The 23,490-nt window shown below is 55.3% G+C and carries 21 protein-coding genes; 13 read left to right on the forward strand and 8 right to left on the reverse strand.

Annotation, left to right across the window (positions count from 1 at the left end):
• Positions 1–67: 67 nt before the first annotated feature.
• Entirely contained in the window at positions 68–1,555 is a 1,488-nt protein-coding gene (locus AXE65_RS05975) for an aldehyde dehydrogenase (protein WP_068389458.1), read from the reverse strand.
• A 538-nt stretch (positions 1,556–2,093) separates the two neighbouring features.
• On the opposite strand from AXE65_RS05975, the gene AXE65_RS05985 reads away from it, so the two are divergent.
• Complete coding sequence (locus AXE65_RS05985; protein ID WP_068389459.1) at positions 2,094–2,393, forward strand: BrnT family toxin; 300 nt, start codon at positions 2,094–2,096, stop codon at positions 2,391–2,393.
• Positions 2,374–2,682, forward strand: coding sequence for a BrnA antitoxin family protein (locus AXE65_RS05990; RefSeq protein WP_068389462.1), 309 nt, complete (start codon positions 2,374–2,376; stop codon positions 2,680–2,682). Before AXE65_RS05985 ends, AXE65_RS05990 begins: the two co-directional genes overlap by 20 nt.
• 103 nt (positions 2,683–2,785) lie before the next feature.
• Here the strand turns inward: AXE65_RS05990 and fdhA are convergent, their stop codons facing one another.
• Positions 2,786–3,973, reverse strand: a complete 1,188-nt coding sequence (gene fdhA / locus AXE65_RS05995; protein ID WP_068389464.1) for a formaldehyde dehydrogenase, glutathione-independent — start codon at positions 3,971–3,973, stop codon at positions 2,786–2,788.
• A 548-nt stretch (positions 3,974–4,521) separates the two neighbouring features.
• Here fdhA and tgt point away from each other — a divergent pair.
• Genes tgt through secF form a run of 4 tightly spaced genes read left to right on the forward strand, consistent with a single transcriptional unit; the run spans position 4,522 to position 8,855 of the window.
• Positions 4,522–5,634, forward strand: coding sequence for a tRNA guanosine(34) transglycosylase Tgt (tgt, locus tag AXE65_RS06000; RefSeq protein WP_068389467.1), 1,113 nt, complete (start codon positions 4,522–4,524; stop codon positions 5,632–5,634).
• 22 nt (positions 5,635–5,656) lie between these two features.
• The gene (gene yajC / locus AXE65_RS06005) at positions 5,657–6,001 is read left to right on the forward strand and encodes a preprotein translocase subunit YajC (RefSeq protein ID WP_068389470.1); all 345 of its coding nucleotides are present in this window, start codon (positions 5,657–5,659) and stop codon (positions 5,999–6,001) included.
• A 53-nt stretch (positions 6,002–6,054) separates the two neighbouring features.
• Positions 6,055–7,938, forward strand: a complete 1,884-nt coding sequence (gene secD / locus AXE65_RS06010; protein WP_068389473.1) for a protein translocase subunit SecD — start codon at positions 6,055–6,057, stop codon at positions 7,936–7,938.
• A gap of 2 nt (positions 7,939–7,940) precedes the next feature.
• The gene (gene secF, locus AXE65_RS06015) at positions 7,941–8,855 is read left to right on the forward strand and encodes a protein translocase subunit SecF (protein ID WP_068389476.1); all 915 of its coding nucleotides are present in this window, start codon (positions 7,941–7,943) and stop codon (positions 8,853–8,855) included.
• A 183-nt stretch (positions 8,856–9,038) separates the two neighbouring features.
• Here secF and AXE65_RS06020 read toward each other — a convergent pair whose 3' ends face one another.
• Positions 9,039–9,854 carry an inositol monophosphatase family protein gene (locus tag AXE65_RS06020; protein ID WP_068389478.1) on the reverse strand — a complete coding sequence of 272 codons (816 nt, stop codon included), beginning with the start codon at positions 9,852–9,854 and terminating at the stop codon, positions 9,039–9,041.
• A 187-nt stretch (positions 9,855–10,041) separates the two neighbouring features.
• Here AXE65_RS06020 and AXE65_RS06025 point away from each other — a divergent pair, with 187 nt between their 5' ends.
• Positions 10,042–10,857: a M48 family metallopeptidase gene (locus tag AXE65_RS06025; RefSeq protein WP_068389481.1), complete on the forward strand. Its 816-nt coding sequence runs from the start codon at positions 10,042–10,044 to the stop codon at positions 10,855–10,857.
• On the opposite strand, the gene AXE65_RS06030 is transcribed toward AXE65_RS06025, so the two are convergent.
• Positions 10,854–13,070 carry a primosomal protein N' gene (locus tag AXE65_RS06030; protein ID WP_068389484.1) on the reverse strand — a complete coding sequence of 739 codons (2,217 nt, stop codon included), beginning with the start codon at positions 13,068–13,070 and terminating at the stop codon, positions 10,854–10,856. The two genes, AXE65_RS06025 and AXE65_RS06030, sit on opposite strands and share 4 nt — an antisense overlap.
• A 132-nt stretch (positions 13,071–13,202) precedes the next feature.
• On the opposite strand from AXE65_RS06030, the gene AXE65_RS06035 reads away from it, so the two are divergent.
• From AXE65_RS06035 to AXE65_RS06060, 6 genes are all read left to right on the forward strand, one after another.
• Positions 13,203–13,988 carry a thermonuclease family protein gene (locus AXE65_RS06035; protein WP_068389488.1) on the forward strand — a complete coding sequence of 262 codons (786 nt, stop codon included), beginning with the start codon at positions 13,203–13,205 and terminating at the stop codon, positions 13,986–13,988.
• 42 nt (positions 13,989–14,030) lie between these two features.
• Positions 14,031–14,594 (forward strand): chorismate--pyruvate lyase family protein, encoded by a 564-nt coding sequence (locus AXE65_RS06040; RefSeq protein ID WP_068389491.1) that lies wholly within the window; start codon positions 14,031–14,033, stop codon positions 14,592–14,594.
• Positions 14,595–14,645: 51 nt separating this feature from the next.
• Positions 14,646–15,563: a 4-hydroxybenzoate octaprenyltransferase gene (ubiA, locus tag AXE65_RS06045; RefSeq protein WP_068389495.1), complete on the forward strand. Its 918-nt coding sequence runs from the start codon at positions 14,646–14,648 to the stop codon at positions 15,561–15,563.
• Positions 15,564–15,619: 56 nt separating this feature from the next.
• On the forward strand, positions 15,620–16,303 hold the full coding sequence (gene phoB, locus AXE65_RS06050) for a phosphate regulon transcriptional regulator PhoB (protein WP_068389498.1): 684 nt from the start codon (positions 15,620–15,622) through the stop codon (positions 16,301–16,303).
• The gene (gene phoR, locus AXE65_RS06055; protein WP_068389501.1) at positions 16,303–17,595 is read left to right on the forward strand and encodes a phosphate regulon sensor histidine kinase PhoR; all 1,293 of its coding nucleotides are present in this window, start codon (positions 16,303–16,305) and stop codon (positions 17,593–17,595) included. Before phoB ends, phoR begins: the two co-directional genes overlap by 1 nt.
• Positions 17,596–17,667: 72 nt before the next feature.
• Entirely contained in the window at positions 17,668–19,008 is a 1,341-nt protein-coding gene (locus tag AXE65_RS06060; RefSeq protein ID WP_068389504.1) for a hemolysin family protein, read from the forward strand.
• 21 nt (positions 19,009–19,029) lie between these two features.
• Here the strand turns inward: AXE65_RS06060 and lpxC are convergent, their stop codons facing one another.
• The 4 genes from lpxC to AXE65_RS06080 all read right to left on the reverse strand — a co-directional run bounded on the left by lpxC (position 19,030) and on the right by AXE65_RS06080 (position 23,489).
• A complete protein-coding gene (gene lpxC, locus AXE65_RS06065; RefSeq protein ID WP_068389509.1) occupies positions 19,030–19,941 on the reverse strand; it encodes a UDP-3-O-acyl-N-acetylglucosamine deacetylase in 912 nt (303 codons plus the stop codon).
• A 145-nt stretch (positions 19,942–20,086) separates the two neighbouring features.
• Entirely contained in the window at positions 20,087–21,238 is a 1,152-nt protein-coding gene (ftsZ, locus tag AXE65_RS06070; RefSeq protein ID WP_068389513.1) for a cell division protein FtsZ, read from the reverse strand.
• Between the two features lie 44 nt (positions 21,239–21,282).
• Positions 21,283–22,584, reverse strand: coding sequence for a cell division protein FtsA (gene ftsA / locus AXE65_RS06075; protein ID WP_338061933.1), 1,302 nt, complete (start codon positions 22,582–22,584; stop codon positions 21,283–21,285).
• Positions 22,581–23,489, reverse strand: coding sequence for a cell division protein FtsQ/DivIB (locus AXE65_RS06080; protein WP_068389521.1), 909 nt, complete (start codon positions 23,487–23,489; stop codon positions 22,581–22,583). The genes ftsA and AXE65_RS06080 overlap by 4 nt, the downstream gene beginning before the upstream one ends.
• Position 23,490: the final 1 nt, after the last annotated feature.

The raw sequence follows: 23,490 nt of genomic DNA on the forward strand, positions 1-23,490 counted from the left end.
TAAACTGCCTTATTAAACAGCGGCAATGCTATTTAAGCATTGCCGCTGAATAACGACTTACCTTTAATCAACCAAGCTGTATCCAAATGGCTTTTTGCTCGGTGTATTGCTCGTGTGCGGCAAGCCCTTTGTCTTTACCACCAAAGCCCGATTCCTTATAACCGCCAAAGGGAACGGCGTAGTCGCCTTCGCTATAGCAATTGACCGATACCGTTCCGGCGCGGATGGCTTTAGCTATACGGTGCGCCGTATTTAAATCCTCGGTATACAAGGACGCGGCCAGACCATAGTTGGTATCGTTAGCAAGACGCACGGCTTCTTCTTCACTGTCAAACGGGATCACCGAAAGTACCGGGCCGAAGATTTCTTCACGGGCAATCGCCATATCATTGCGCACGTTTTCGACAATAGTCGGCTCAACAAACCAGCCGCCGCTTTCGACCAGCGCTTGTTTGCCGCCAAAGGTGACTTTGCCGCCTTCGGCTTTGCCGCGTTCAATCAATCCCAACACTTTTTGCAGGTGCGGTTGCTCAATCAAGGCACCGATACGGGTATCGAGCGCCAGTGGGTCGCCGACTTTCCACTGTGCAAACACCGGTTTAAGTTGTTCCAGCAGCTTATCAGCAATACTGCGGTGCACTAACAGGCGCGAACCCGCCGAGCAGTTCTCGCCTTGGCAGAACAGGATGCCGGTGGCGATATTTTCGACCACTGGCGCTAAATCTTTAACATCCGGCATAACAATGGCCGGACTTTTACCGCCGCATTCGAGCACGATACGCTTCATATTGGACTCGGCGGAATACTGCAAAAAGTAGCGCCCGACTTCGCCAGAACCGGTAAAACTGACGCAATCAATACCGCGGTGCAGGCCGATGGCGCGTCCTGCTTCCTCGCCAAGGCCGGGGACTACGTTAAATACGCCGTCCGGGATACCGGCATCGGCGGCGAGTTCTGCCAAGCGCAGCAAGGAGAGCGACGTCAATTCTGCTGGTTTTAAAATCAGTGAATTGCCGCCCGCCAGTGCCGGCGCCATTTTCCAAGCCGCCATAAACAGCGGGAAGTTCCACGGAATCACCCCGGCGACCACGCCAATCGGCTCGCGCACCAGCATGGACACCACATTGTGCGGCGCAGGCGACATCTGGTCGTAGAGTTTATCGATGGCTTCGGCGTGCCAGCGCAGGGTTTCGATGGTATCCGGCAAATCCACCTCGTTGGAATCGCTGATGGGTTTGCCGCAGTCCAAGGTTTCCAGCAACGCCAGTTCGCCCAAGTTCGCTTCAATTAAATCGGCAAATTTAAGCAGGATTTTTTTGCGCTCACGTGGTGCCATGCGTGACCAGCTTCCTGCTTCAAAAGCACGGCGGGCGGCACTGACGGCGCGGTCTACGTCTTCATCCGCGCAAGAGGCGACTTGCGCAAGCTCTCGTCCAGTAGCCGGATTAACCGTGGCAAAGGTCTTGCCGGAGGCGGCATTAACGTACTTTCCATCAATAAAAGCGCGGGTTTCAAAGGAAAGCGCTTTGGCGACTTGGTGAAAATCAGTGGTCATTATCGGCTTACTCCATGCGATTTTTAAGGAGGTCTAGCCTGTCGGAAAACCAGCGAGCAGGTCAAGTTACTTTTGGTATTTTATTGCCCGCTCCCCCTCTCCCGCATGCGGGCGAGGGGAATATCAGCATCAGGCTTTGATGCGCAGTCCATCCGGGTCGTAGAACGGGCGCAAACTCAGCCCGAGCGCACTAATCAGCTTTAGCACCGTGTCATAACGCGGCTAAGCGCCAGAGGCTAACGCCTTATACAAGCTCTGCCGCCCTACCCTGCCGCTTCGGCTAGCTGAGCCATGCCGCGAGCCTTTGCCACGTTGCCCAATGCCAACAGAAAGCGTCGGGGTTTGGGTCTTCCAGGGCGGCGCTGAGGTAAGCGCGAATGGTTTCTTCGTCGTCCAGGTGTGCCGACACGTCAAACGCTTGAATAGTTACGGTTGTTACTCCTTGCCAAGCTCGGCCGCGAGCTTGATTGCTTGTTTAGTGTCGCGCTTTTGCATAACCAAACCGCGAAGCGCTACTTTTTTGTAGTACAATCCCGTCATGGAACAGTATTTTGAATGGGACGATGCGAAAGCGGCCAGCAATCTGCGCAAGCATGGCATTCAGTTTGAAGATGCTGTCGAAGTCTTTGATGACCCGCATTCCATCACCAAGCAAGACCGCATCGAGGGCGGCGAGTATCGCTGGCAGACCTTGGGAACCACCATCAGCAAAACCTTGCTTCTTCTGGTTGCACACACCAGCAACACAGACGATGGAAACATTGAAATCATCCGTATCATCAGCGCCCGAAAGGCCAACAGGAAAGAGAGAGCACGTTATGAGCATGGTCAGATATAAACGAGGCGAATTGCCGCCAATGACCGAACAGCGAAAAGCTGAACTTAGGGCCTTGGCCGAGCGCCCGGACAGCGAGATCGATTACAGCGACATCCCGCCGCTGGATGAAAAATTCTGGCAGAACGCGGTGCCCAATCTTTTCTACAGACCCACCAAAACCGCCAAGACATTGCGCATCGATTCGGATGTGCTGGCTTGGTTCATGCAAACCGGAAAAGGCTACCAATCGAGGATCAACGCCATTTTGCGCGATGCCATGTTGCGCTCGATGCGCGAGCAAAAAGTGTAGGTAGCAAGCACGGCTGTATGTTTCCCCTCCTTTAACGCAAGACAAGGCGAACGGGGCGCTGTCGTTTCACAGCGCCACGGATACGAGTGGATTGATACCCCACTCAGGCGGCCAGCAGATCCCCGTGCGGGTCGAGCACATATTTCACCGCCGCGCCTTTATCGAAAGTGGCGTAGCCTGCTACCGCCTGATCCAGCGGGATGATTTTGGCGTTGACAATATCGGCAATCGGCAAGCGGTCATGCCAAATGGCCTGCATCAGTTGCCGGTTGTAGCGCAGAGTCGGGGTTTGCCCGGTATGCAGGCTCTGTGCCTTCGCCCAGCCCAGCCCAAAACGGATGGAAAGACTGCCGTGCTTGGCGGCATCATCGACCGCGCCCGGGTCTTCGGTGACATAGAGGCCAGGAATGCCGATATGCCCCGCCGGACGGGCGATTTGCATCATCTGATTTAATACCGTGGCCGGTTGCTCGCCGCCCGAATGGCCGCGCGCCTCAAAGCCAACCGCGTCAATGGCGCTGTCCACTTCATCCGTGCCGATGACTTCGGCAATCATCTCGCCCAAGCGGTCGCTTTTGCTTAAATCAATCGGCACAAAGCCGTGTTTGGCGGCGTGCGCCAAGCGTTCAGCATTAAAGTCGCCCACCATCACCACCGCCGCGCCCAAAATCTGCGCCGATGCCGCTGCCGCAAGCCCCACCGGCCCGGCTCCGGCCACATAAACGGTTGAACCTACGCCGACTTTGGCATTGACGGCAGCGTGAAAGCCGGTCGGCAGAATATCCGAGAGCATGGTCAGATCGCGGATTTTTTCCCGCGCGCGGTCGCGATCCGGGAATTTCAGCAGGTTAAAGTCCGCGTAAGGTACCATCACATAACGCGCCTGCCCGCCAACCCAGCCGCCCATATCCACATAGCCATACGCCCCGCCTGCGCGAGAGGGATTGACCGTTAGGCACACGCCGGTATCTTGCTCGCGGCAGCAGCGGCAGCGACCACAGGCCACGTTAAACGGCACGGAAACAATGTCGCCAATGTCGAGCATCTCCACATCCGCGCCTTTTTCGATGACTTCGCCGGTAATTTCATGTCCCAATACCAAGCCAGCCGGTGCGGTGGTACGCCCGCGCACCATGTGTTGGTCAGAACCGCAGATATTGGTGGAAAGCACTTTTAAAATAACCGCGTGGTCGATTTTTTTACCATTGGGCGCTTCAAATTTAGGGTCGGCAATATCCTGCACTTCGACTTTGCCTGGACCAATATAAACCACGCCACGATTTTTGCTCATTGTATTTTCTCCATGAAAATAATTTGTTGTGCTTGTTTGAAAATAACTTTCCCTTTCTACTTGGGGAAAGTGATTTTTGGCACAAATAATCGCGTCACTCAAGTGATTATTCAAATAAAGTCGCAAACAATTATCCAACAGGTCGCAAATACTCCAGGTCGTTATCATATAACATAGCCAAATACCGTCTTTTAATGATCTACTGATATTAAATTCAGCAATGACTTATTGAGATTTAATTTAAGACGACACGGCCAGTTTATTTTATGGATTATTCTTGTAGCAGGTTTAGCCCAAAACAAAATAACGCTCAAAAAAGCCTGCAACTTATCCAGCACGCGCTGCTTTTTCTTCACTACTGCCGCCAATGGCAGAACTTTCGATGGATTTAAAAACCCTTGCCAAGGGCTTTAGAGACAGTAAATAAGGCCGATGGTAAGGGATTGGCGCGCTATTGGGGTTAATTTCGGCTAAACTTTGCCTTTTTGACCGGTTGCTTTATTGATGTTTGATTTTGTTGGAGTAGTGTTTTGAACCCTAATTGCCGCATGCGTTTTGAACGGCTTGCCAGTGACGGCAAGGCGCGGCACGGACGGCTGCATTTTCCGCGTGGCGTCGTGGAAACGCCCGCTTTTATGCCGGTGGGTACTTATGGCACGGTTAAGGGCATGTTGCCGCGCGATATTGAGGCGATTGGCGCGCAGATTGTGCTCGGCAATACCTTTCACCTGTGGCTGCGCCCAGGCACTGAGGTGATCGAGAAGCTGGGCGACCTGCACGATTTTATGCAGTGGCAGCGGCCCATTTTGACCGATTCCGGTGGCTTTCAAGTCTTTAGCTTGGGCAAGCTGCGCAAAATCCGTGAAGAAGGCGTGCACTTTGCCTCGCCGGTGGACGGACGCAAGGTGTTTATGGGGCCGGAGGAATCCATTGCCGTGCAGCGCTCGCTGGGGTCGGACATTGTGATGATTTTTGACGAATGCACGCCCTACCCTGCCGATTTTGCTAGCGCGCAGCGTTCGATGGAGCTGTCGCTGCGCTGGGCGGCACGCTCCAAGGCGGCGCACAGCGGCAGCAGCGCCGCGCTGTTTGGCATTATCCAAGGCGGTATGTATCAAGATTTACGGCTGCGCTCGCTGGAGGGTCTTGCGCAAATTGGCTTTGACGGCCTTGCCATTGGCGGGCTTTCCGTCGGCGAGCCAAAGGATGAAATGCGCCGTGTGCTGGATTTTTTGCCGGAGGCCATGCCGCCCGAACTGCCGCGCTATCTGATGGGCGTGGGCACGCCGGAGGATTTGGTCGAAGGCGTGCGCCGCGGCGTTGATATGTTCGATTGCGTGATGCCCACGCGCAACGCACGTAACGGCTATCTGTTTACCGAAAGCGGCATTTTAAAAATCCGCAATGCCAAAAACCGTCACGATGACTCAGCCGTTGACCCTGGCTGTGACTGCTACTGCTGCCTGCATTTCTCCCGTGCTTACCTGCATCATCTGGATAAATGCGGCGAGATGCTCGCGCCCATGCTGATGACCATTCACAACCTGCGTTACTACCAAAGACTGATGGCCGGTTTGCGTGATGCTATCGAGCAGGGTAAATTAGCCGACTTTTCGCACGCCTTCTACGCTAAGCGCGGTCAATCTTGTCCGTCAGTTTAAGCACTTAATTTTTGGAGTTTTTATGAGTTTTTTGATTCCACAAGCCTTTGCCGATACCACCGCGAGCGTACCTGCTGATGCGGCAATGGGCGGCGGGTCTTTTCAGTTTATATTCCTGCTTGGCTTTGTGGCGATTTTCTATTTTATGATTTGGCGACCACAGGCCAAACGCAGTAAAGAACATAAAGCACTGATTGGTGGTTTGCAAAAAGGCGATGAAGTCGTTACTGCCGCTGGTATTGCTGGCAAAGTCAGCAAAGTCACGGATGACTTTGTACTGGTTGAAGTAGCCGATAAAGTGGAACTTAAGTTCCAAAAAAGCGCTATTGCTGCAACTTTACCCAAAGGCACTTTAAAAGCCATTTAACTTTAACTTTCCGCGTGCACTTTATTTAAGTGCGCGTAAAAGCGAGCGGCTGCATGCTGAATAAATATCCCCTGTGGAAATACCTGCTGATTTTGGCCTTTCTTTGCATTGGCTTGGTCTATGGCATTCCCAATCTTTATCCCGATGACCCGGCCATTCAAATCAGTGGCGCGAGCGCCACACAAGCGATTGAAGAGTCGCTTTTGCAACGCGCTCAAACAGCACTGGAAGAAGCCGGTATTGCCGTTAAAGCAAGCGAGCTCAATAAACGCGCCGATACCAGCAGCGGCCTGCTGCGCCTTAACCGTTTGCAAGACCAGCTTCCGGCCAAAGACATCGTGCGCCGCGCCTTGGGGGATGATTATGTGGTCGCGCTCAACCTTGCGCCGACTACGCCAAACTGGCTGCGCTCGATTGGCGCAAGGCCGATGAAACTGGGGCTGGACCTATCCGGCGGCGTGCATTTTTTGCTCGAAGTGGATATGGAAAAAGCCGTCGCTACGCAGCTTAAAGTCTATGAAACCGAGCTTAAAAACCTGCTGCGCCGTGAGCGCATCCGCTATCGCAGCCTGCCCACTCTTGAACGCGCCATCCAATTGGGCTTTGTCGACGAAAGCGCCTTAAATGGGGCGCAAAGCCTGCTGCGCAAAAGTTTTGCCGATTTTGCCGACTTTGAACTGAGCCGCAGCCAGCAGGGTGAACTGCAGGTGCTGCATCTGGCCATGACCGAGGCCAAATACAACCAAATCCGCGATAAATCGATCGAGCAAAACCTCACCACGGTGCGCAATCGCGTGAATGAACTGGGCGTATCCGAGCCTTTGGTACAGCGCCAAGGCGGCAGCCGAATAGTAGTAGAACTGCCGGGCGTACAGGATACCGCCGAAGCCAAGCGCATTTTGGGTGCGACCGCCAACCTCGAACTGCGCTTGGCGGCAAACCCCGATAGCCCGCGCGCGGCGACCGAAACTTTTGAGTTCCGCGATGGCAGCCGCCCGCCCGCCGCTTTGGAGCGCGACATTATCGTCACAGGTGAAAATGTGGTGGATGCCCGCGCCGCCTTTGACGAACAAGGCCGTCCGCAAGTGGACATCCGTCTCGACGGCCACGGCGGCAGCCGCATGCTGGACATCACCCGCGCCAATCTGTATCGCGGCATGGCCGTCGTGTTTATCGAGCAAAAACCCGTTACCCGTTATGTGCGTGAAACAGCAAACGGCACGGAAAAAGAAACCGCCATACAGACCTTTCGTGAAGAAAAAAGCATCATCAGCCTCGCCACCATTCAAGGCGCGTTTGGTGAACGCTTTCGCATTACCGGCATCGGCGGTTCTGCAGAAGCCTCAGAACTCGCGCTGCTGATGCGCTCCGGCAGTCTCGCAGCGCCCATGTACTTTGCCGAAGAACGTACCATCGGTCCCAGCTTGGGTGCGGAAAATATCGCCAAGGGCATTACTTCAACCTGGTGGGCGCTGATTTTTGTCTCAGTCTTTGTGATGCTGATTTACCGCTTCTTCGGCCTGCTGGCGACCATCGCGCTAGCCTTTAACCTGGTGCTATTGGTTGGCTTGATGTCGATTATCGGTGCGACTTTAACCTTGCCTGGTATCGCCGGTATCGTATTAACGCTGGGTATGGCGGTCGATGCCAACGTGCTGATTTATTCGCGTATCCGCGAAGAACTTAAAAACGGGCTGCCCGTGCAACAAGCCATTCACGAAGGCTTTGACCGCGCCTATAGCGCCATTATCGACAGTAACCTGACCACGTTATTGGTTGGTGCGATTTTATTTGCGCTAGGTAATGGGCCGATTAAAGGCTTTGCCGTCACGCTTTCGCTTGGCATATTAACTTCATTATTTACCGCCATTATGTTTACCCGCGGCATGGTCAATTTAATCTTCGGCGGGCGTAACGTTAAGAAACTATGGATCTAACCATGCGCAAAATCATTCCCTTTATGGCAATACGCAATCTTGCGTTTGCCATTACTGTATTACTGACCGTCGTCGGCATTATCGCACTGATTGGCAAAGGCTTAAACTTTGGCCTTGACTTTACCGGCGGCACTTTAATTGAGCTTAAATACCAACAAGCCGCCGACTTAGAGCGTATTAAAGCGGAACTTTCGGCAGAAGGCTTTAATGATGCCGTAGTACAAAGTTTTGGTGCCACCACGGATGTATTGGTGCGCTTGCCGGGGGATGACCCGCAGCTTGGCAACCGTATCGCCGCCGTCCTGCACAAAGCAGGCGGCGACAGCCGTTTTGAACTGGTGCGGGTAGAGTTTGTCGGCCCGCAAGTCGGCAAGGAACTGCGCGACCAAGGCGGCCTTGCCATGCTGCTCGCCTTGGGTGGCATTCTTTTATATTTGGCTTTTCGCTTTCAGTGGAAGTTTGGCCTGGGCGCCGTCGCCTCCTTGTTTCACGATACGGTATTAACCCTTGGCATTCTTGCCTTCTTTGGCGTGCCATTTGATTTAACCGTACTGGCCGCCGTGCTCGCCATGATTGGTTATTCATTAAACGACACCATCATTATTTACGACCGTATCCGCGAGAACTTTCGCGTACTGCGCACAGCCAGCCTGATTGAAAATATCGATACCTCAGTCACGCAAACCCTGCTGCGCACCTTGGCAACGTCCTTTTCCACCGCACTCGCACTGATTGCCCTGCTGGTCTTCGGCGGCGATACGCTGGCTAACTTTGCCTTGACCTTATTGATTGGTGTAGTGGTCGGTACTTATTCTTCCGTTTATATCGGCGCAACCGTATTGATTTGGCTAAAACTGACCAGTGAAGATTTAATCCCGCCGCCGGTTAAAGAGCATGAAGTGGAAGAGATGGTTTAAAAAACCATAAACAGCTATCTTTTCCGATAATCCTTATGGCTGTTCAGCGAGTTTGTCTGATGAAAACGGCCATATCGATTGAAGATGCTCGGTACGACCAAGCCATTAGGGTTTTTGTCATGGTTCAGTCAACCAGATATACCTTGTCGCTTACCTTCCCTAAGCAACAAGGTATTGATTTTATCAACGCTCTTTTAAAGACCCGGACAAATAAGGCTGAATGGCCGTTAATACCGCTTTAAAACATTTTGGATTACCGGCGACTATTTGGCTTTTTGGCAAAAACTGTTCGCTACCGGCAAAATCACTGACCAATCCGCCCGCCTCTTGAATGAGCAGCGCACCAGCGGCCATATCCCATTCAGACAGGCCAAACTCCCAAAAGGCATCAAAACGTCCGGCGGCAACGTAAGCCAAATCCAAACTGGCCGCACCGGCACGGCGCAGTCCACCGCACTGTTCAGTTAATGCGCGGTACATACCCAGGTAGTTATCCAGTCGCTGGGCATTTTTGTGGTAGACAAAGCCGGTACCCACCAAGGCACCGCTCAAACTTTTGCGTGAACTTACCCGCAAACGACGGCCATTTAAGCTCGCCCCGTGCCCGCGACTGGCGGTAAATTCTTCCTGGCGCACCGGGTCGAGCACTACCGCGTGTTCCAGACGCCCTTTGTATTGGCAGGCAATGCTAATAGCAAAATGCGGTACGCCGCGCAGAAAATTGGTGGTGCCGTCCAGCGGGTCGATAATCCACAGATAATCACGCCCCGCACCCTGGCCTTCCATCAGTCCGCTTTCTTCACAGAGAAAACCGTGCTCCGGCCAAGTTTTGCGCAGCGCCTGCACAATGCACTGCTCTGCCGCGCGGTCTACCTCACTGACATAATCCCCACTGCTTTTTTCACTAACAGCCAGGCTGTCGAGCCTGTCCATCGAGCGCACAATCAACTGCGCCGCACTGCGCGCCGCACGCAGTGCCATATTCAGCATGGGCTGCATAACAAGATACCGAGAACATCCAAAAGAGCCGCGTATTCTAGCAGCATTGCAGACGGCAAATAAGACAGACTGTTACCCTTCCAAGTTTTCCTCGCTTGGATAAAAGTGATATTTTTGTCAAATTAAAATCTTGCCGATGCACCATAGATAGAGGGTGCTGCATGGCAGCAAAAAGGAGGATAAGTGCATGGAAACCATTATTTTTAGACTGATTGCGCTACTTGCACTCGCGCTTTTGGCGGGTTGCCAAAACGTGCAGACCACCAGCGGCGGGGCGGTGGGCGTGGAGCGATCGCAGTATATGTTTCTTGGTGTATCGGCGGCGGAAATTGAGCAGCAGTACGCTAAGTCCTACCAAGATTTGCTGATTAAAGCCGAAGAAAAGAATCTGCTCGATTATGAGAGTAAAAACGCCGAACGAGTCGATACCATCAGCGAACGTCTGATTAAACAAGCGCCGGTATTTCGCGCCGATGCGGCCAATTGGAACTGGCAGATTGCGCTGATTAAAGACGACACCATCAATGCCAACTGCGGGCCGGGCGGCAAAATTATTGTTTACACAGGTATTATCGAGAAGCTTCAGTTGACCGATGACGAACTCGCTGCGGTGATTGGTCATGAAATCGCCCATGCCTTGCGTGAGCACAGCCGCGAGGCCATCTCCAAGGCGTATCCGATTAACGTAGCCAGTCAGATTGGCTCGCTTTTGGGCTATGCCAATGAGGTGGAGCTTGTCAATCTCGGCGTGGGATTGCTGATGACCTTGCCGAACAGTCGACAAAATGAAAATGAAGCGGATTTAATTGGCTTGGAGCTCGCCGCCCGCGCGGGCTACAACCCCAATGCCGCGGTCACCCTGTGGCAAAAAATGGCGGCCAAAGCCGGTGGCGCACCGCTGGAATTTCTCAGTACTCACCCCTCGTCAGAAAACCGCATCAACAACCTGCAAGCGGTCATTCCCAAAGTGTTGCCGCTTTATCAGCGGGCGAACAAGCACTAATACAAATCCATCGGGTCGACATCCAGCGACCAGCGCACGCGCCTGCTGCTGTGCTCGGTTTCCAAAGCGACCAGCCAAGGCGCAAGCAATCGATGCAGTTCGCGGCGGCTAGCCGCTTTTAGCAGCAGTTGAGCGCGATATTTCCCCGCACGGCGCTCCATTGGCGCAGGGATTGGCCCCAGTAACTCAACACGGCTGCCAAGCTGCGCTTGTTGTTTTTCAGCCAGCAGGCAGGCGTTATCCAAAAAATCAAGCGCGCGTTTGGGCTTTGGCGCTTCGGCGCGCAGCAGGGCGAGATGGGCAAAAGGCGGTAGCCCTGCGGCTTTGCGCTCTTGCAACGCTTGCCTTGCAAAGGCTGCGTAGCCCTGTTCGCAAAGCTGCACCAGTAGCGGATGGTCGGCAAAATGGCTTTGAATGATGACTTGCCCGGGCGCATCCGCGCGACCGGCGCGACCGGCCACTTGCACGATTTGCTGCGCCATGCGCTCGGCGGCGCGAAAGTCCGCCGAAAACAGTCCGCTGTCTGCATCCAAAATGGCCACCAAGGTCACGCGGGGAAAGTGATGCCCTTTGGCGAGCATCTGCGTGCCTAACAAGATGCACGGCTTGCCGCGCTGCACCCGGCTTAAAAGCTGCTCCAAGGTGCCTTTGCGGCGGGTGCTGTCACGGTCAATACGCAGCACCGGATAATCCGGGAAGAGAATACCTAAGCGTTGTTCGGCACGTTCGGTACCCGCCCCCAGTGGCCTTAAATCCACTTGTCCACAATCGGGGCATTGTTTCGGCCTTGGCTTTACATGGCCGCAGTGATGACAGCGCAGCTCGCCGCTTTGCTGATGCAAGGTCATCCTTGCGTCACAGCGCGGGCATGCGCTCAGCCAGCCGCAATCGTGACAACAGAGTACCGGCGCAAAACCGCGCCGATTAAGAAACACCAACACTTGCTGCCCGCTCGCCAATGCCTGCCCTATCGCCTTGGCGAGCGGTTCAGAAATCCCGCTATCGAGCGGCCTGCTTTTAATATCCAGCCGAATAAAACGCACCGCCGCTGCACCGGCTGCCCGCTGCGCCAAGTGCAGCCATTGGTAGCGTCCCGTTTGCGCGTTATGCAAGGTTTCCAGCGCGGGGGTCGCCGAACCCAGCACAATCGGCACCGCCTCTTGCTGCGCGCGCACCAGCGCGAGGTCACGCGCGTGGTAGCGCAGCCCTTCTTGCTGCTTGTAGGAGCTGTCGTGCTCCTCATCAATCACTATCAGCCCAAGCCTTGGCAGCGGGGTAAACAGCGCCGAGCGCGTACCAATCACAATATCCGCCTCGCCAAGGCTCGCGGCCAGCCAAGCATCCAGCCGTTCTTGGTCGCTGCGGGCGGAATGCAGCAGGGCAATCCGCGCATTAAAACGGCAGGTAAAGCGCGACAGCGTCTGCGGCCCCAAATTGATTTCCGGAATCAGCACCAGTGCTTGCTTGCCTGATTGCAAAATGGCGTGGATCAGTTGCAGGTAAACCTCGGTCTTGCCGCTGCCGGTCACGCCGTCGAGCAAAAACGCGGCAAACTCACCCGCTTTGGCCTGCACGGCTGCAAAAGCTGCCTGCTGCTCAGTATTTAAAGTAAGTTCCGGCTGCGCCAACCAATGAGCAGGCGGCGCGACAGCTGTGTGCCTGTGGGTTTTAACCTCAACCAATCCTTTGCCGAGCAACAGATTTAAGCTCTCGCGGTTTAACTGCAAACGCGCAAGCAACCGCTGCGGCACACCGTGCGGATGCTGCGCAAGCACTTGCAACACCTGCCGCTGACGCGGCGCACGGGCAAGGCGCGGGTCATCAAGTCTGGCCTGCTCTGCCACTTGCCAGAACGGCTCCTGCCAGCGCCTTGCAGGCTCGCCCTGACGCAAAAGCAACGGTAGCGCGCAACTTAAGGTATCGCCCAAACTGTGTTGCCAGTAGCTCGCAGCAAACCGGCACAGGCGCAGCAAGGGCTGCGGGATAACCGGCTGCTCATCCAACACTTCAAGCGCCGCTTTAAGTTTTGCCGGCGCTATATCGGAATGGCTTACAACCTCCACCAATACACCGACCATTTGCCGCCTGCCAAAGGGCACAAGCAGGCGAATGCCCGGCTGCAAGTCATCCGCAACCAGCGAAGGCGGCGGCAGATAGTCAAACAGGCGGCGCAGTGGCGAAGGCAGGGCAAGGCGCAAAATGGGTGAAGACACAGGCACTCCAGACAGATGCGCTATCTTAACTGGCCAGGGCTGTTCCCGTTCCACACATGCGATAAGTCAATAATGGTTAGACCGTTTGGCTTTAACCTACCTTAACCTGCCCTACCTGAATCAGGATTTGTTATGTTGCTTTTCAACCGACTGCACTTATCTACCCTGTTGCTTATTTTGCTGTGTACAGTAGCCGCCAACAGTTGGGCGAACTGCCCACACCCCGGGAAATTGCCGGGGTATCAGGTTAAACGGGTGGTCGATGGCGATACTTTGCGCCTTACCGATGGGCGCAGTGTGCGGCTGATTGGGGTGAATACGCCGGAATTAGGCAGGCGTGGTACGCGTACTGAACCTTACGCCAAAGCAGCCAAAGCGGCGCTGGAAAAACTGGTCACGGCCAGCGGCGGCGTGGTTTTACTCAAAGAAGGCGCTGAGGCTAAAGACCATTACGGGCGCACGCTGGCTTATCTGTTTGATAAAAACGGACGCAGTATTCAGGCGCAGTTACTCGCACAAGGTTTGGGTTTTTGGGCGGTTATCGCACCCAATAACGAGTTTTTGGTCTGTTTTCGTGAAGCGGAAAACAGCGCACGCCACGCGCAGCTGGCGCTGTGGAAAAAATCGCCGTTGCGCACGCCCAAGCAAATCCGCCGTTCCGGTTTTACGCTGATACAAACGCAAATTACTGGTGCCACGAAAAAAGGCAGCAGTCTTTGGCTTTCCACCGATGGCGCTTTAGTGCTGCAAGTGCCGAAAAGCCGCTTGCGCTATTTTGACCAAGGCGCACTGCAAGCCTTGGTCGGTCAAAAGGTGGAGGCGCGCGGCTGGATGATTGAACGCAGCAATCGAAAGCGCGGACAACCGCGCTGGCAGTTGCCGCTGGGCGATAGCTCCATGCTGGTACGGCGCAATTAAGGTTAAAATGAGCCGCATTTTCGCTGCCAAGGCTGTTATCACTTGCCTACTACCACCCCTAGCTGGTTTACCCCAGAGCGATGCCAGTGTGCGCCCAAACTGCTCGGTTGGCTGCTTGATACGGGTTCGCTGACCCGTCGTTTAACCCATCTGGCGGGTGGCGATTTTTCCGTTCGCCCACTTATCGAAGGCTGGCAGCCATTGCGTGATGATGAATGTTTAGCGCTTGACGTGCCGTGCGCAAGTCTGGGCTGGGTGCGCGAGGTGCATTTGCTGGGCAGTGGGCGGCCTTGGGTATTTGGGCGCAGCGTGGCGGTGCAGTCCGCGCTTGCGGCCAGTGATTTTGACCTGAGCGGGCTGGGCAATCGTTCCTTGGGTGAGCTTTTGTTTTGCGAGCAGGATTTTATCCGTGGCGCGATTGAGCTGTGCCGCTATCCGGCTTCGCTGCTGCCGCCCGATACCCGCGCAGACGGCTTGTGGGGACGGCGCTCGTGCTTTCGTCGGGGAACGCTTGCGGTATTGGTTGCGGAAATTTGGCTGCCACAACTGCTCGCTGAGCTTGATCTCTCCCGAAGCCCCTCTCCCGCAAACTGCCGGGGGGAGTAAGTTGTCGTATGCTTGGCGACCTTAAATCAGCACATCAGGAAGTCCTTAAAGATGCTTGCTCGCCTGTTGCAATCAGCCAAATCCTTGAAACCCGCCTTGCTTAACCTGCTGCCAGCGCGCAGTTTGGACTTTATCCAACTCATGCGCCTGAATAAGCCCATCGGCATTTGGCTGCTGCTGTGGCCGACGCTTTGGGCATTGTGGATTGCCGGGGCCGGCAGACCCGCGCTAAGCAACCTGCTGATTTTTACTTTGGGAACGGTACTGATGCGCAGCGCCGGTTGCGTATTAAATGATTGGGCTGACCGCGACTTTGACGGCCATGTCAAACGCACGCAAAACCGCCCGCTGGCAACCGGCAAAATCACCGGCAAAGAAGCGCTGCGGCTCGCCGCCGGTTTGCTCGCAGCGAGTTTTCTGCTGGTGCTTTGCACCAATGGCTTAACCCTGCTCTGGTCGCTTGGCGCCGTCGCCATTGCCGCGCTTTATCCTTTGATGAAGCGCTACACCTTCTACCCGCAACTGGTGCTGGGGGCTGCGTTTTCTTGGGGCATGCCGATGGCCTTTACCGCCGAAACCGGCCAGATGCCGCCGCCTGAGGCTTGGCTGTTGTTTCTCGCCAATCTGCTGTGGACGGTCGCTTACGATACCTACTACGCCATGGCCGACCGCGAGGACGATATCAAGCTGGGGCTTAAATCCACCGCCATTTTATTCGGCGACCTCGACCGCCCAATCATTGCCCTGCTGCAAGGCATGGCGCTGCTTTGTCTCGTGCTCGCCGGGCAGCGCTTTGATTTTGGTATTTACTTTTATCTGGGATTGCTGGTGGCAGCCTGTTGCTTTAGCTATCAGTTTTATTTCAGCAGAGCACGGGATGCGGCCAGTTGCTTTCGCGCCTTTTTGCATAATCATTGGGCGGGACTTGCTATCTTGGCCGGAATTATTGTGGATTTTCTCGCGCGGTAACCAATCGGTAACAATCGGCTGGCCTACTGCGCGTATCCACTTGCTGGGGTATTGCCATGCCAGAGCGGCAAATTCTGATCGTCGATGATGAAGCACCCATCCGTGAACTGCTGGTCGATACGCTGCAAGCGGCCGGATATCAATGCCTTTGCGCCGAAAACAGCCAGCAGGCGCATGCCTTGGTGGTGGACCATCAGCCGGATTTGCTGCTGCTCGACTGGATGCTGCCCGGCATCAGCGGATTGGAGCTGGCGCGGCGGCTAAAGCGCGATGCCAGCACGCGCGACATTCCCTTGCTAATGTTGACCGCCAAGCACGCTGAAGACAGCAAAGTCGCGGCGCTGGAAAGCGGCGCGGACGATTACATCTGTAAGCCGTTTTCCCCGCGTGAGCTGCTCGCGCGCATCAAAGCGGTGCTGCGCCGCAGCCTGCCGGATGAGCAAGCAATGCTGGAAATAGGCGCGGTTCGGCTAGAACCTAGTAGCGCGCGCGTATTTATAGGTGGTGAAAACGTAGCCATAGCGCCGACCGAATACCGTCTGCTGCGGTTTTTTATCAGCCATCCCGAGCGCGTTTACAGCCGCAGCCAATTGCTCGACCAGGTCTGGGGTGCCAATCAGTATCTGGAAGAGCGCACCATCGACGTGCATATCCGCCGCCTGCGCAAAGTATTGGGCGAGCGCGCCGCGCACCTGCTACAAACCGTACGCGGCAGCGGCTATCGCTTTTCCGACAAATAATGCGCCCAGCTCTGTTTGCCCTGCTCGCACTGCTGACAGGCAGTGCACTGATCGGTTGGCTAATCGATGCGCCCGCGCTTTGTTTGGCGCTGGGCTGGCTGCTCTACGGCCTTATCCAACTCTGGCAACTGGCTCGTTTGCAGCGTTGGCTTATCCGGCCTTCCATGCAAACCCTGCCGCATGCCAAAAGACTTTGGGGCGATCTGTTCGATACGCTGCACCGCCTGCTGCGCCGCGAGCAAAAAGAGCGCGAGCGATTTGGCAGGATTATCGAGCGGATTGAAACCGCCACCGCCGCACTGCAAGACGCGCTGCTGATACTCGATAGCCAAGGCCAGTTAAGTTGGTGGAACCCTGCCGCCGAAAGCCTGCTGGGGCTTAAATCGCGGCAAGACAGCGGCCAGTTACTGTGCAATCTTATCCGCCATCCCGATTTTCGCGCCTGGTTGATGCAGCCTGAAACCAGCGATGTGCTAGCGCTGCCCTCACCGCTTAATGAGCAAAATACCTTGCAGTTTCACAAAACCCAGTACGGCGACGGTGAAACCCTACTGTTGGTGCGCGATATCACCCGCGTCAAGCAACTGGAGCAAATGCGCAAAGACTTTGTCGACAACCTCTCGCACGAACTACGCACGCCACTGACGGTGATTAGCGGCTATCTGGAAATCCTGCAATACAGCGCCGATGCACTGCCCGCACCCAGCAAAAAAGCACTGCTGCAGATGCAAACACAGGCGGTGCGCATGCAACGTTTGCTGGAAGACTTACTGCATCTGGCCGAACTCGAAGGCAGCGCGCCCGCCGCTTGCGAGCCGGTGGATGTTGCCGCACTGCTAAGCAGTATCGTCACCGATACCCGCGTACTGGCCGATGCCAGAGACTTGCGTATCCAGCTTGAGGCGCATCCTGCGCTGCAACTTTTAGGCTGCGCTGAAGAACTGCGTAGCGCCTTTGCCAATCTGATTGTTAACGCCGTTAAATACAGCCCAAACGGCACTCAGATACAGATTCGCTGGTGGAGCGATCAGCAAGGGGCGCACTTTGCCGTGCAAGACCAAGGCAGCGGAATTGAGGAAAAACACCTGCCAAGGCTGACCGAACGCTTCTACCGCGTCGATAAAAGCCGCGAAAGCACAAGCGGCGGCAGCGGGCTGGGTCTTGCCATCGTCAAACATGTGTTGCTGCGCCACGGCGGGCAGTTGCAAATCCAAAGCAAGCCAGGCGAAGGCAGCACTTTTAGTTGCCACTTTCCCCTTACTCCCTTCCCTGCTGGCGAAAGAGGGAAGTAACCGCGAGCGGTGCTTGCAATGGGTCGCCCTGCCCTGTAACCATAACTGCCTTCTTGGCTGCCAGTGATTTCAATGGATCCTTCCAGTAGTACCTTTCTAATCTATTTCGCCGATTTCGGCCTTGTCCTGTTTGCTTTGCTGCTCGTGTTACTTAACGGCTTTTTTGTCGCCGCTGAGTTCGCCATGGTCAAACTGCGCGCAACACAGGTTCAAGCCATTGCCGCGCAACACGGCTGGCGCGGGCGCATTTTGCGCACCGTGCATGGACAGTTGGACGCTTACCTGTCCGCCTGCCAACTGGGCATTACGCTGGCCTCACTGGGGCTTGGTTGGGTGGGCGAACCGGCTTTTGCTGAACTACTGACCCCGCTGCTCAGCTTCATGGGTATCAGCAGTGCCGCGTTAATACACGGCATTGCGTTTTTTCTGGCGTTTTTCATCATTGCTTACCTGCATATTGTGGTCGGCGAACTTGCGCCAAAATCCTGGGCCATTCGCCAGCCGCAGCGTTTGTCGTTATGGACAGCCGTGCCACTGTATCTGTTCTACTGGCTGATGTATCCGGCCATCTGGCTGCTTAATGCCAGTGCCAACAGTATGTTGCGGCTGGTCGGTCTCGGCGCGACGGACGGCCCTCACGACCATCACCACTACAGCCGTGAAGAACTCAAGCTGATTTTGCACGGCAGCCGTGCGCGTGACCCATCGGATGAACATATGCGCGTGCTGGCGCAGGCGGTTGAGCTGGGCGAATTGGAAGTGGTGGACTGGGCCAATTCACGCGAGGATTTGATTAGTATCGACAAACAAATGCCACTGGCGGAGATTTTCAGCATTTTTCGCCGCCACAAATACAGCCGTTATCCGGTTTATGACGAGCAAGTAGGCGAATTTATTGGCCTGCTACATATCAAGGATTTGCTGCTGCAACTCTCCTTACTGGAAATGCTGCCCGAACGTCTTGATATGGATGAACTTATCCGCCCGATTGAGCACGTTGCCCGCACCTTGCCCTTGGCGCGGCTGCTGGAACGCTTTCGCCAGGGCAGCTCGCACTTTGCGCTGGTTGAAGAGGCCGATGGCAAGGTGATTGGCTATCTGACGATGGAGGATGTACTGGAGGTTTTGGTTGGTGACATTCAAGACGAGCACCGCCGCACGGAACGCGGCGTACTCGCCTATCAGCCGGGCAAACTACTGATTCGTGGCGACACACCGCTGTTTAAACTCGAACGCCTGCTAAATGTTGATCTGGACCATGTCGAAGCAGAAACCCTCGCCGGTTTGGTCTACGAAACCTTAAAGCGCGTACCACAAGAAGAAGAGCCGCTTGAAGTGGAAGGGCTGCGCATCACCATCAAAAAGATGAAAGGACCCAAGATAGTGCTGGCAAAAGTGCTGAAGATGCCCTAGCCCTTCTCCCATAAATAGCCGTTAAACCGCTGCTACCGGCGGCATATAGGAAATCGGCGCGTCGCTTGCATTATCAAAGGTGACGATTTCAAAGGCATCCGGCTGTGACAGCAAGGTGCGCAGCAGGCGGTTGTTCAGGCCGTGGCCGGATTTAAAGCCGCGAAACTCGCCAATCAAGCTTTTGCCCAGCAGGTACAAATCGCCAATGGCATCGAGGATTTTGTGTTTGACGAACTCATCTTCATAACGCAACCCGTCTTCGTTCAGTACGCTGGTATCGTCCACCACAATGGCGTTTTCAAGACTGCCACCCAAGGCAAGGTTGCGCGAGCGCAAATATTCGATGTCACGCATAAAACCAAAGGTGCGGGCGCGGCTGACTTCCTTGACAAAAGAGGTGCTGGAAAAATCCACCGAGGCGCACTGCGTATGGCTGTCAAAGGCCGGATGCTTAAACTCGATTTCAAAGCCCACTTTAAAGCCTTCAAATGGCAGGAAGGTCGCGCGTTTGTCACCGTCGGTCACGCTGACTTCACGCAAAATGCGGATAAATTGCTTAGGTGCGTCCTGTTCCTGTAAACCGGCAGACTGGATTAAAAACACGAAAGGCCCGGCGCTGCCGTCCATAATCGGCACTTCCGGCGCAGAAATTTCCACACAAGCATTGTCAATACCGAGACCGGCCATTGCCGACAACAAATGCTCGACCGTATCGACCTTGGCTTGCCCTTGCACCAGAGTGGTGGAGAGCGTAGTTTCACCGACGTTCTCGGCGCAGGCGCGGATTTCCTGCGCCGGTTCCAGGTCGGTACGGCGAAATACGATACCGCTGTCGACCGGAGCTGGGCGCAAGGTTAGATAGACTTTTTTTCCAGAATGCAGGCCAATGCCCGTTGCGCGGATGATGTTTTTCAGGGTGCGTTGTTTAATCATGAATTCACTACGGGAAAAATTATTGATAACGGCTTGCAATAATCAGCGTGGGGCATGATAGCAGGTCGCTGCCCTGGCTGAAAAAAATCCTCCCTTTTCCCTCGTTCCCCTCTCCCGCAAGCGGGCGAGGGGGAGAAACCCGCCATCAGTCGGCTTGGTTACGCAGCCAGGCGGGTATATCCAGATAGTCGCTGTCCACGGCGGCAGCGGCGTTTAGTCTTTGTCCACCACGTGCCAATGGGCGCGGTTCTACGTCCGCGACAGACAGGGCGCGAAGGGTTCTGCCCGCTTGCGGTGCAAGTGTTTCGCGTGTTTTTTCCAGCACGCTGTGCGGGCGTTCCAAGCCGGTCACTATCACCGTGACCTGTAGCTCGCCTTGTTTATCGCGGTCAACCACTGTGCCGATTTTGATGTCGGCTTCTTCGCTGCTGAAGGTGCCGAGCATTTCCGCCACGGCTTTCACATCACGCGGGCCAAAGTCGCCGGTGATATTGACCAAAATGCCACGCGCACCTTGCAGGTTGACGTCTTCCAGCAGCGGGTTGTGAATAGCCGCTTCAGTGGCTTCGCGGGCGCGGTTGGGGCCGCTGGCTGATCCGCTACCCATCACCGCCATGCCCATTTGGCTCATCATGGTTTTGATATCGGCAAAATCGACGTTTTGCAGACCGGCCTTTTGGATGATGTCGGAAATGCCGCGCACTGCGCCCAGCAGCACATCGTCTACCTTGGCATAGGCTTCCACCATGCAGACATCTTCCTCAAGGATGGTCAGCAGTTTTTCATTGGGGATGGTAATCAGCGAATCGACCGATTCGACCAGTGTGCGAATGCCTTCTTCGGCTATCTTCATGCGCTTGCTGCCTTCATAGGCAAACGGGCGGGTGACTACGGCAACCGTCAAAATGCCTTTTTCGCGGGCGATTTCGGCAATCACCGGGATGGCTCCGGTGCCGGTGCCGCCGCCCATGCCGGTGGTGATAAACAGCATGTCGGTGCCTTCGAGCAATTCACCGATAGCCGCTCGGTCTTCTTCGGCCGCGCTTCTACCAATTTCTGGCTTGCCACCTGCGCCCAAGCCGCGCGTCAAGTTGCGGCCAATGACTATTCGCTGGTCGGCTTGCGCTTTTTGCAGCGACTGTAAATCGGTATTGATGCAGATAAGCTCCACGCCCTCAATACCGCTTCTTTTCATGTTGTCGATAGCGTTACAGCCACCACCACCTACCCCAATGACCTTGATAACGGCGCGTTGCAGCGCTTCGCCTTGCAGGGCATTGTCCAAAACCTCAAGCATTTCGCTCTCCTTTACAATTTAAATTCGTAACTTTCCTGCGCGGCTTACAGATTGTCCCATATCCAGCGCTTAAGACGCGCCAGCCAAGTGTTGGCAGAGGGTGATTTAAAGCCGTCAATAGGCAGCGGGTCTGCCAATGGCGCGCGGTCAAAATCCCCGGCCAGTCGTCCGCGCCCGTACTGCAACAAACCGACGCTGCTTGCGTAAATCGGGTCTTGTACCACATCCAAAAGCCCGCTGATACCGTAGGGTGAGCCCAAGCGCACGGGTATTTGGAAGACTTCTTCGGCCAGTTCCACCGCACCTTCCATTTTGGCGGTGCCTCCGGTTAGGACTACACCGCCGGGCAGCAGCTCCTCATAACCACTTCGTCTAAGTTCTTCACGTATCTGCGCAAACAATTCTTCATAGCGCGGTTCAATGGCTTCCGCCAGGGTTTGCCTGGACAACTCGCGCGGCGGCCTGTCGCCTACGCTCGGCACCTTGATGATTTGTTCGGCGCGGGTCATTTTGCTAAGGGCACAGCCGTAGCGGATTTTAATCGCCTCGGCATCGGCTGTCGGTGTACGCAGCATCATGGCAATGTCGTGGGTGACTTGGTTGCCGGCAATGGGGATAACCGCCGTATGGCGAATCGCCCCTTCGCTGAAAATGGCAATGTCACTGGTGCCGCCGCCAATATCGACCAAACACACGCCCAGTTCTTTTTCGTCCTCAGTCAATACCGCAAAGGCCGAAGCCAAGGGTTCGAGCACAATACCATCGACCGCTATGCCGCACAGCTCGACGCATTTTTCAATGTTCTGCGCCGCATTCATCGCACAAGTGACCACGTGTACCCGCGCTTCCAGGCGCACGCCGCACATGCCTAACGGCTGGCGCACACCACTTTGGTTATCCAGCAGGTAATCTTGCTCCAAGGTATGCAGCACGCGCTGGTTGGAAGGCAGCGGCACGGCGCGGGCGCTGTCCAGCACGCGCTCGATGTCGCTAGCGCTGACTTCGCTGCCGTGAATACCGACCACGCCTTTGGAGTTAAGCCCGTAAATATGGCTTCCGGCGATGCCAACCCAGGCCGAATGAATGCGGCATCCAGCCATTTGCTGCGCTTCATCGACCGCAGCGCTAATGGCCTGGGCGGTGGATTCGATATTAACCACCACGCCTTTTTTTAAGCCACGTGATGGGTGAGTGCCTAACCCTAATATTTCCAGGCCATCTTCACGCACGGCAGCGATCACCGCCGCCACCTTGGAAGTGCCAATATCCAACGCCACCAATATTCGCTCGTTTGACTCGCCGGTCATACGCGCTCCTTTTTCTCTATTTGCCATCATTGTCATCATGGTGCGGCTTTCGGTTCCGCTTGCCTGCTGACTACGGCAAAGCCATTGCGGTGACGCAAATCGACCCGCGCCAATTCGCTTAAGGAAAGCGCCCCTTGCCTTACGAAATGAATAAAGCGCTGCATTTTTTCCATCCACTGCCCACTGCCTAACGCAAGCTCAACGACCCTATCGCCACTTAGCGCTTTTGCGGTCAAAAAACCGCTGCCGCGCTCCTGTTGCACAAGCCGCACGACACTCAAACCCAGCGGCCGCAGCATTTGCTCAAACTGCTGATACTGTTTAAAAAGTGCCTCTTCACTGCCGATAGGACCGATCAGTTGCGGCAACTGCGGGTAGTGCTGCGCGCCTTCGGCCAGTACCTGTCCGCCGGAGGCCAATAAACCCTGCTCGCCCCAACGTGCCAGCGGCTGGTGCATTTGCAGTTGCACAACCAATTGCCCCGGCCAGCGTCTGCGCAAGCTCGCATGGGCAATCAACGGCAGACTTTCCAGCTCCCTGCGTGCGGCATCCAGATCAAGGCTGAAAAAACCGCTGCGCGCAAACAAAGGAGCCAAGCGCTGCTGTACCTGCTGCTGGTCAATATTGGCCGTGGAAGTGACTAATTGTACCTGTGCCAACGGCTGGTCAAGGTCCGTAAACAGCGATTGCACCAGTTGAAAACCGCCCAGCAACAGTGCGCCCAGCAGCAAAGTCGGGGCGGCGCGTCCAGCCTGCTGGCACAGCACCATTAACAGACGCAGCGCAGCGCAGCCGCCCGCCAGCAATAACGCCAGCGCCAGTGCCAAGCCTCGAACCAAGCCTTGCGCGTTCGCACGCCTTGACGGCTGTTCGCGCACTCGGCTTGCACCGCGCAATAAATCCGGCGAGTAAATGGGGTCTGCACGCAAATAGGTGGCAAACATC

Source organism: Ventosimonas gracilis (assembly GCF_001580025.1).
GTDB classification, from domain to species: Bacteria; Pseudomonadota; Gammaproteobacteria; order Pseudomonadales; family Pseudomonadaceae; genus Ventosimonas; species Ventosimonas gracilis.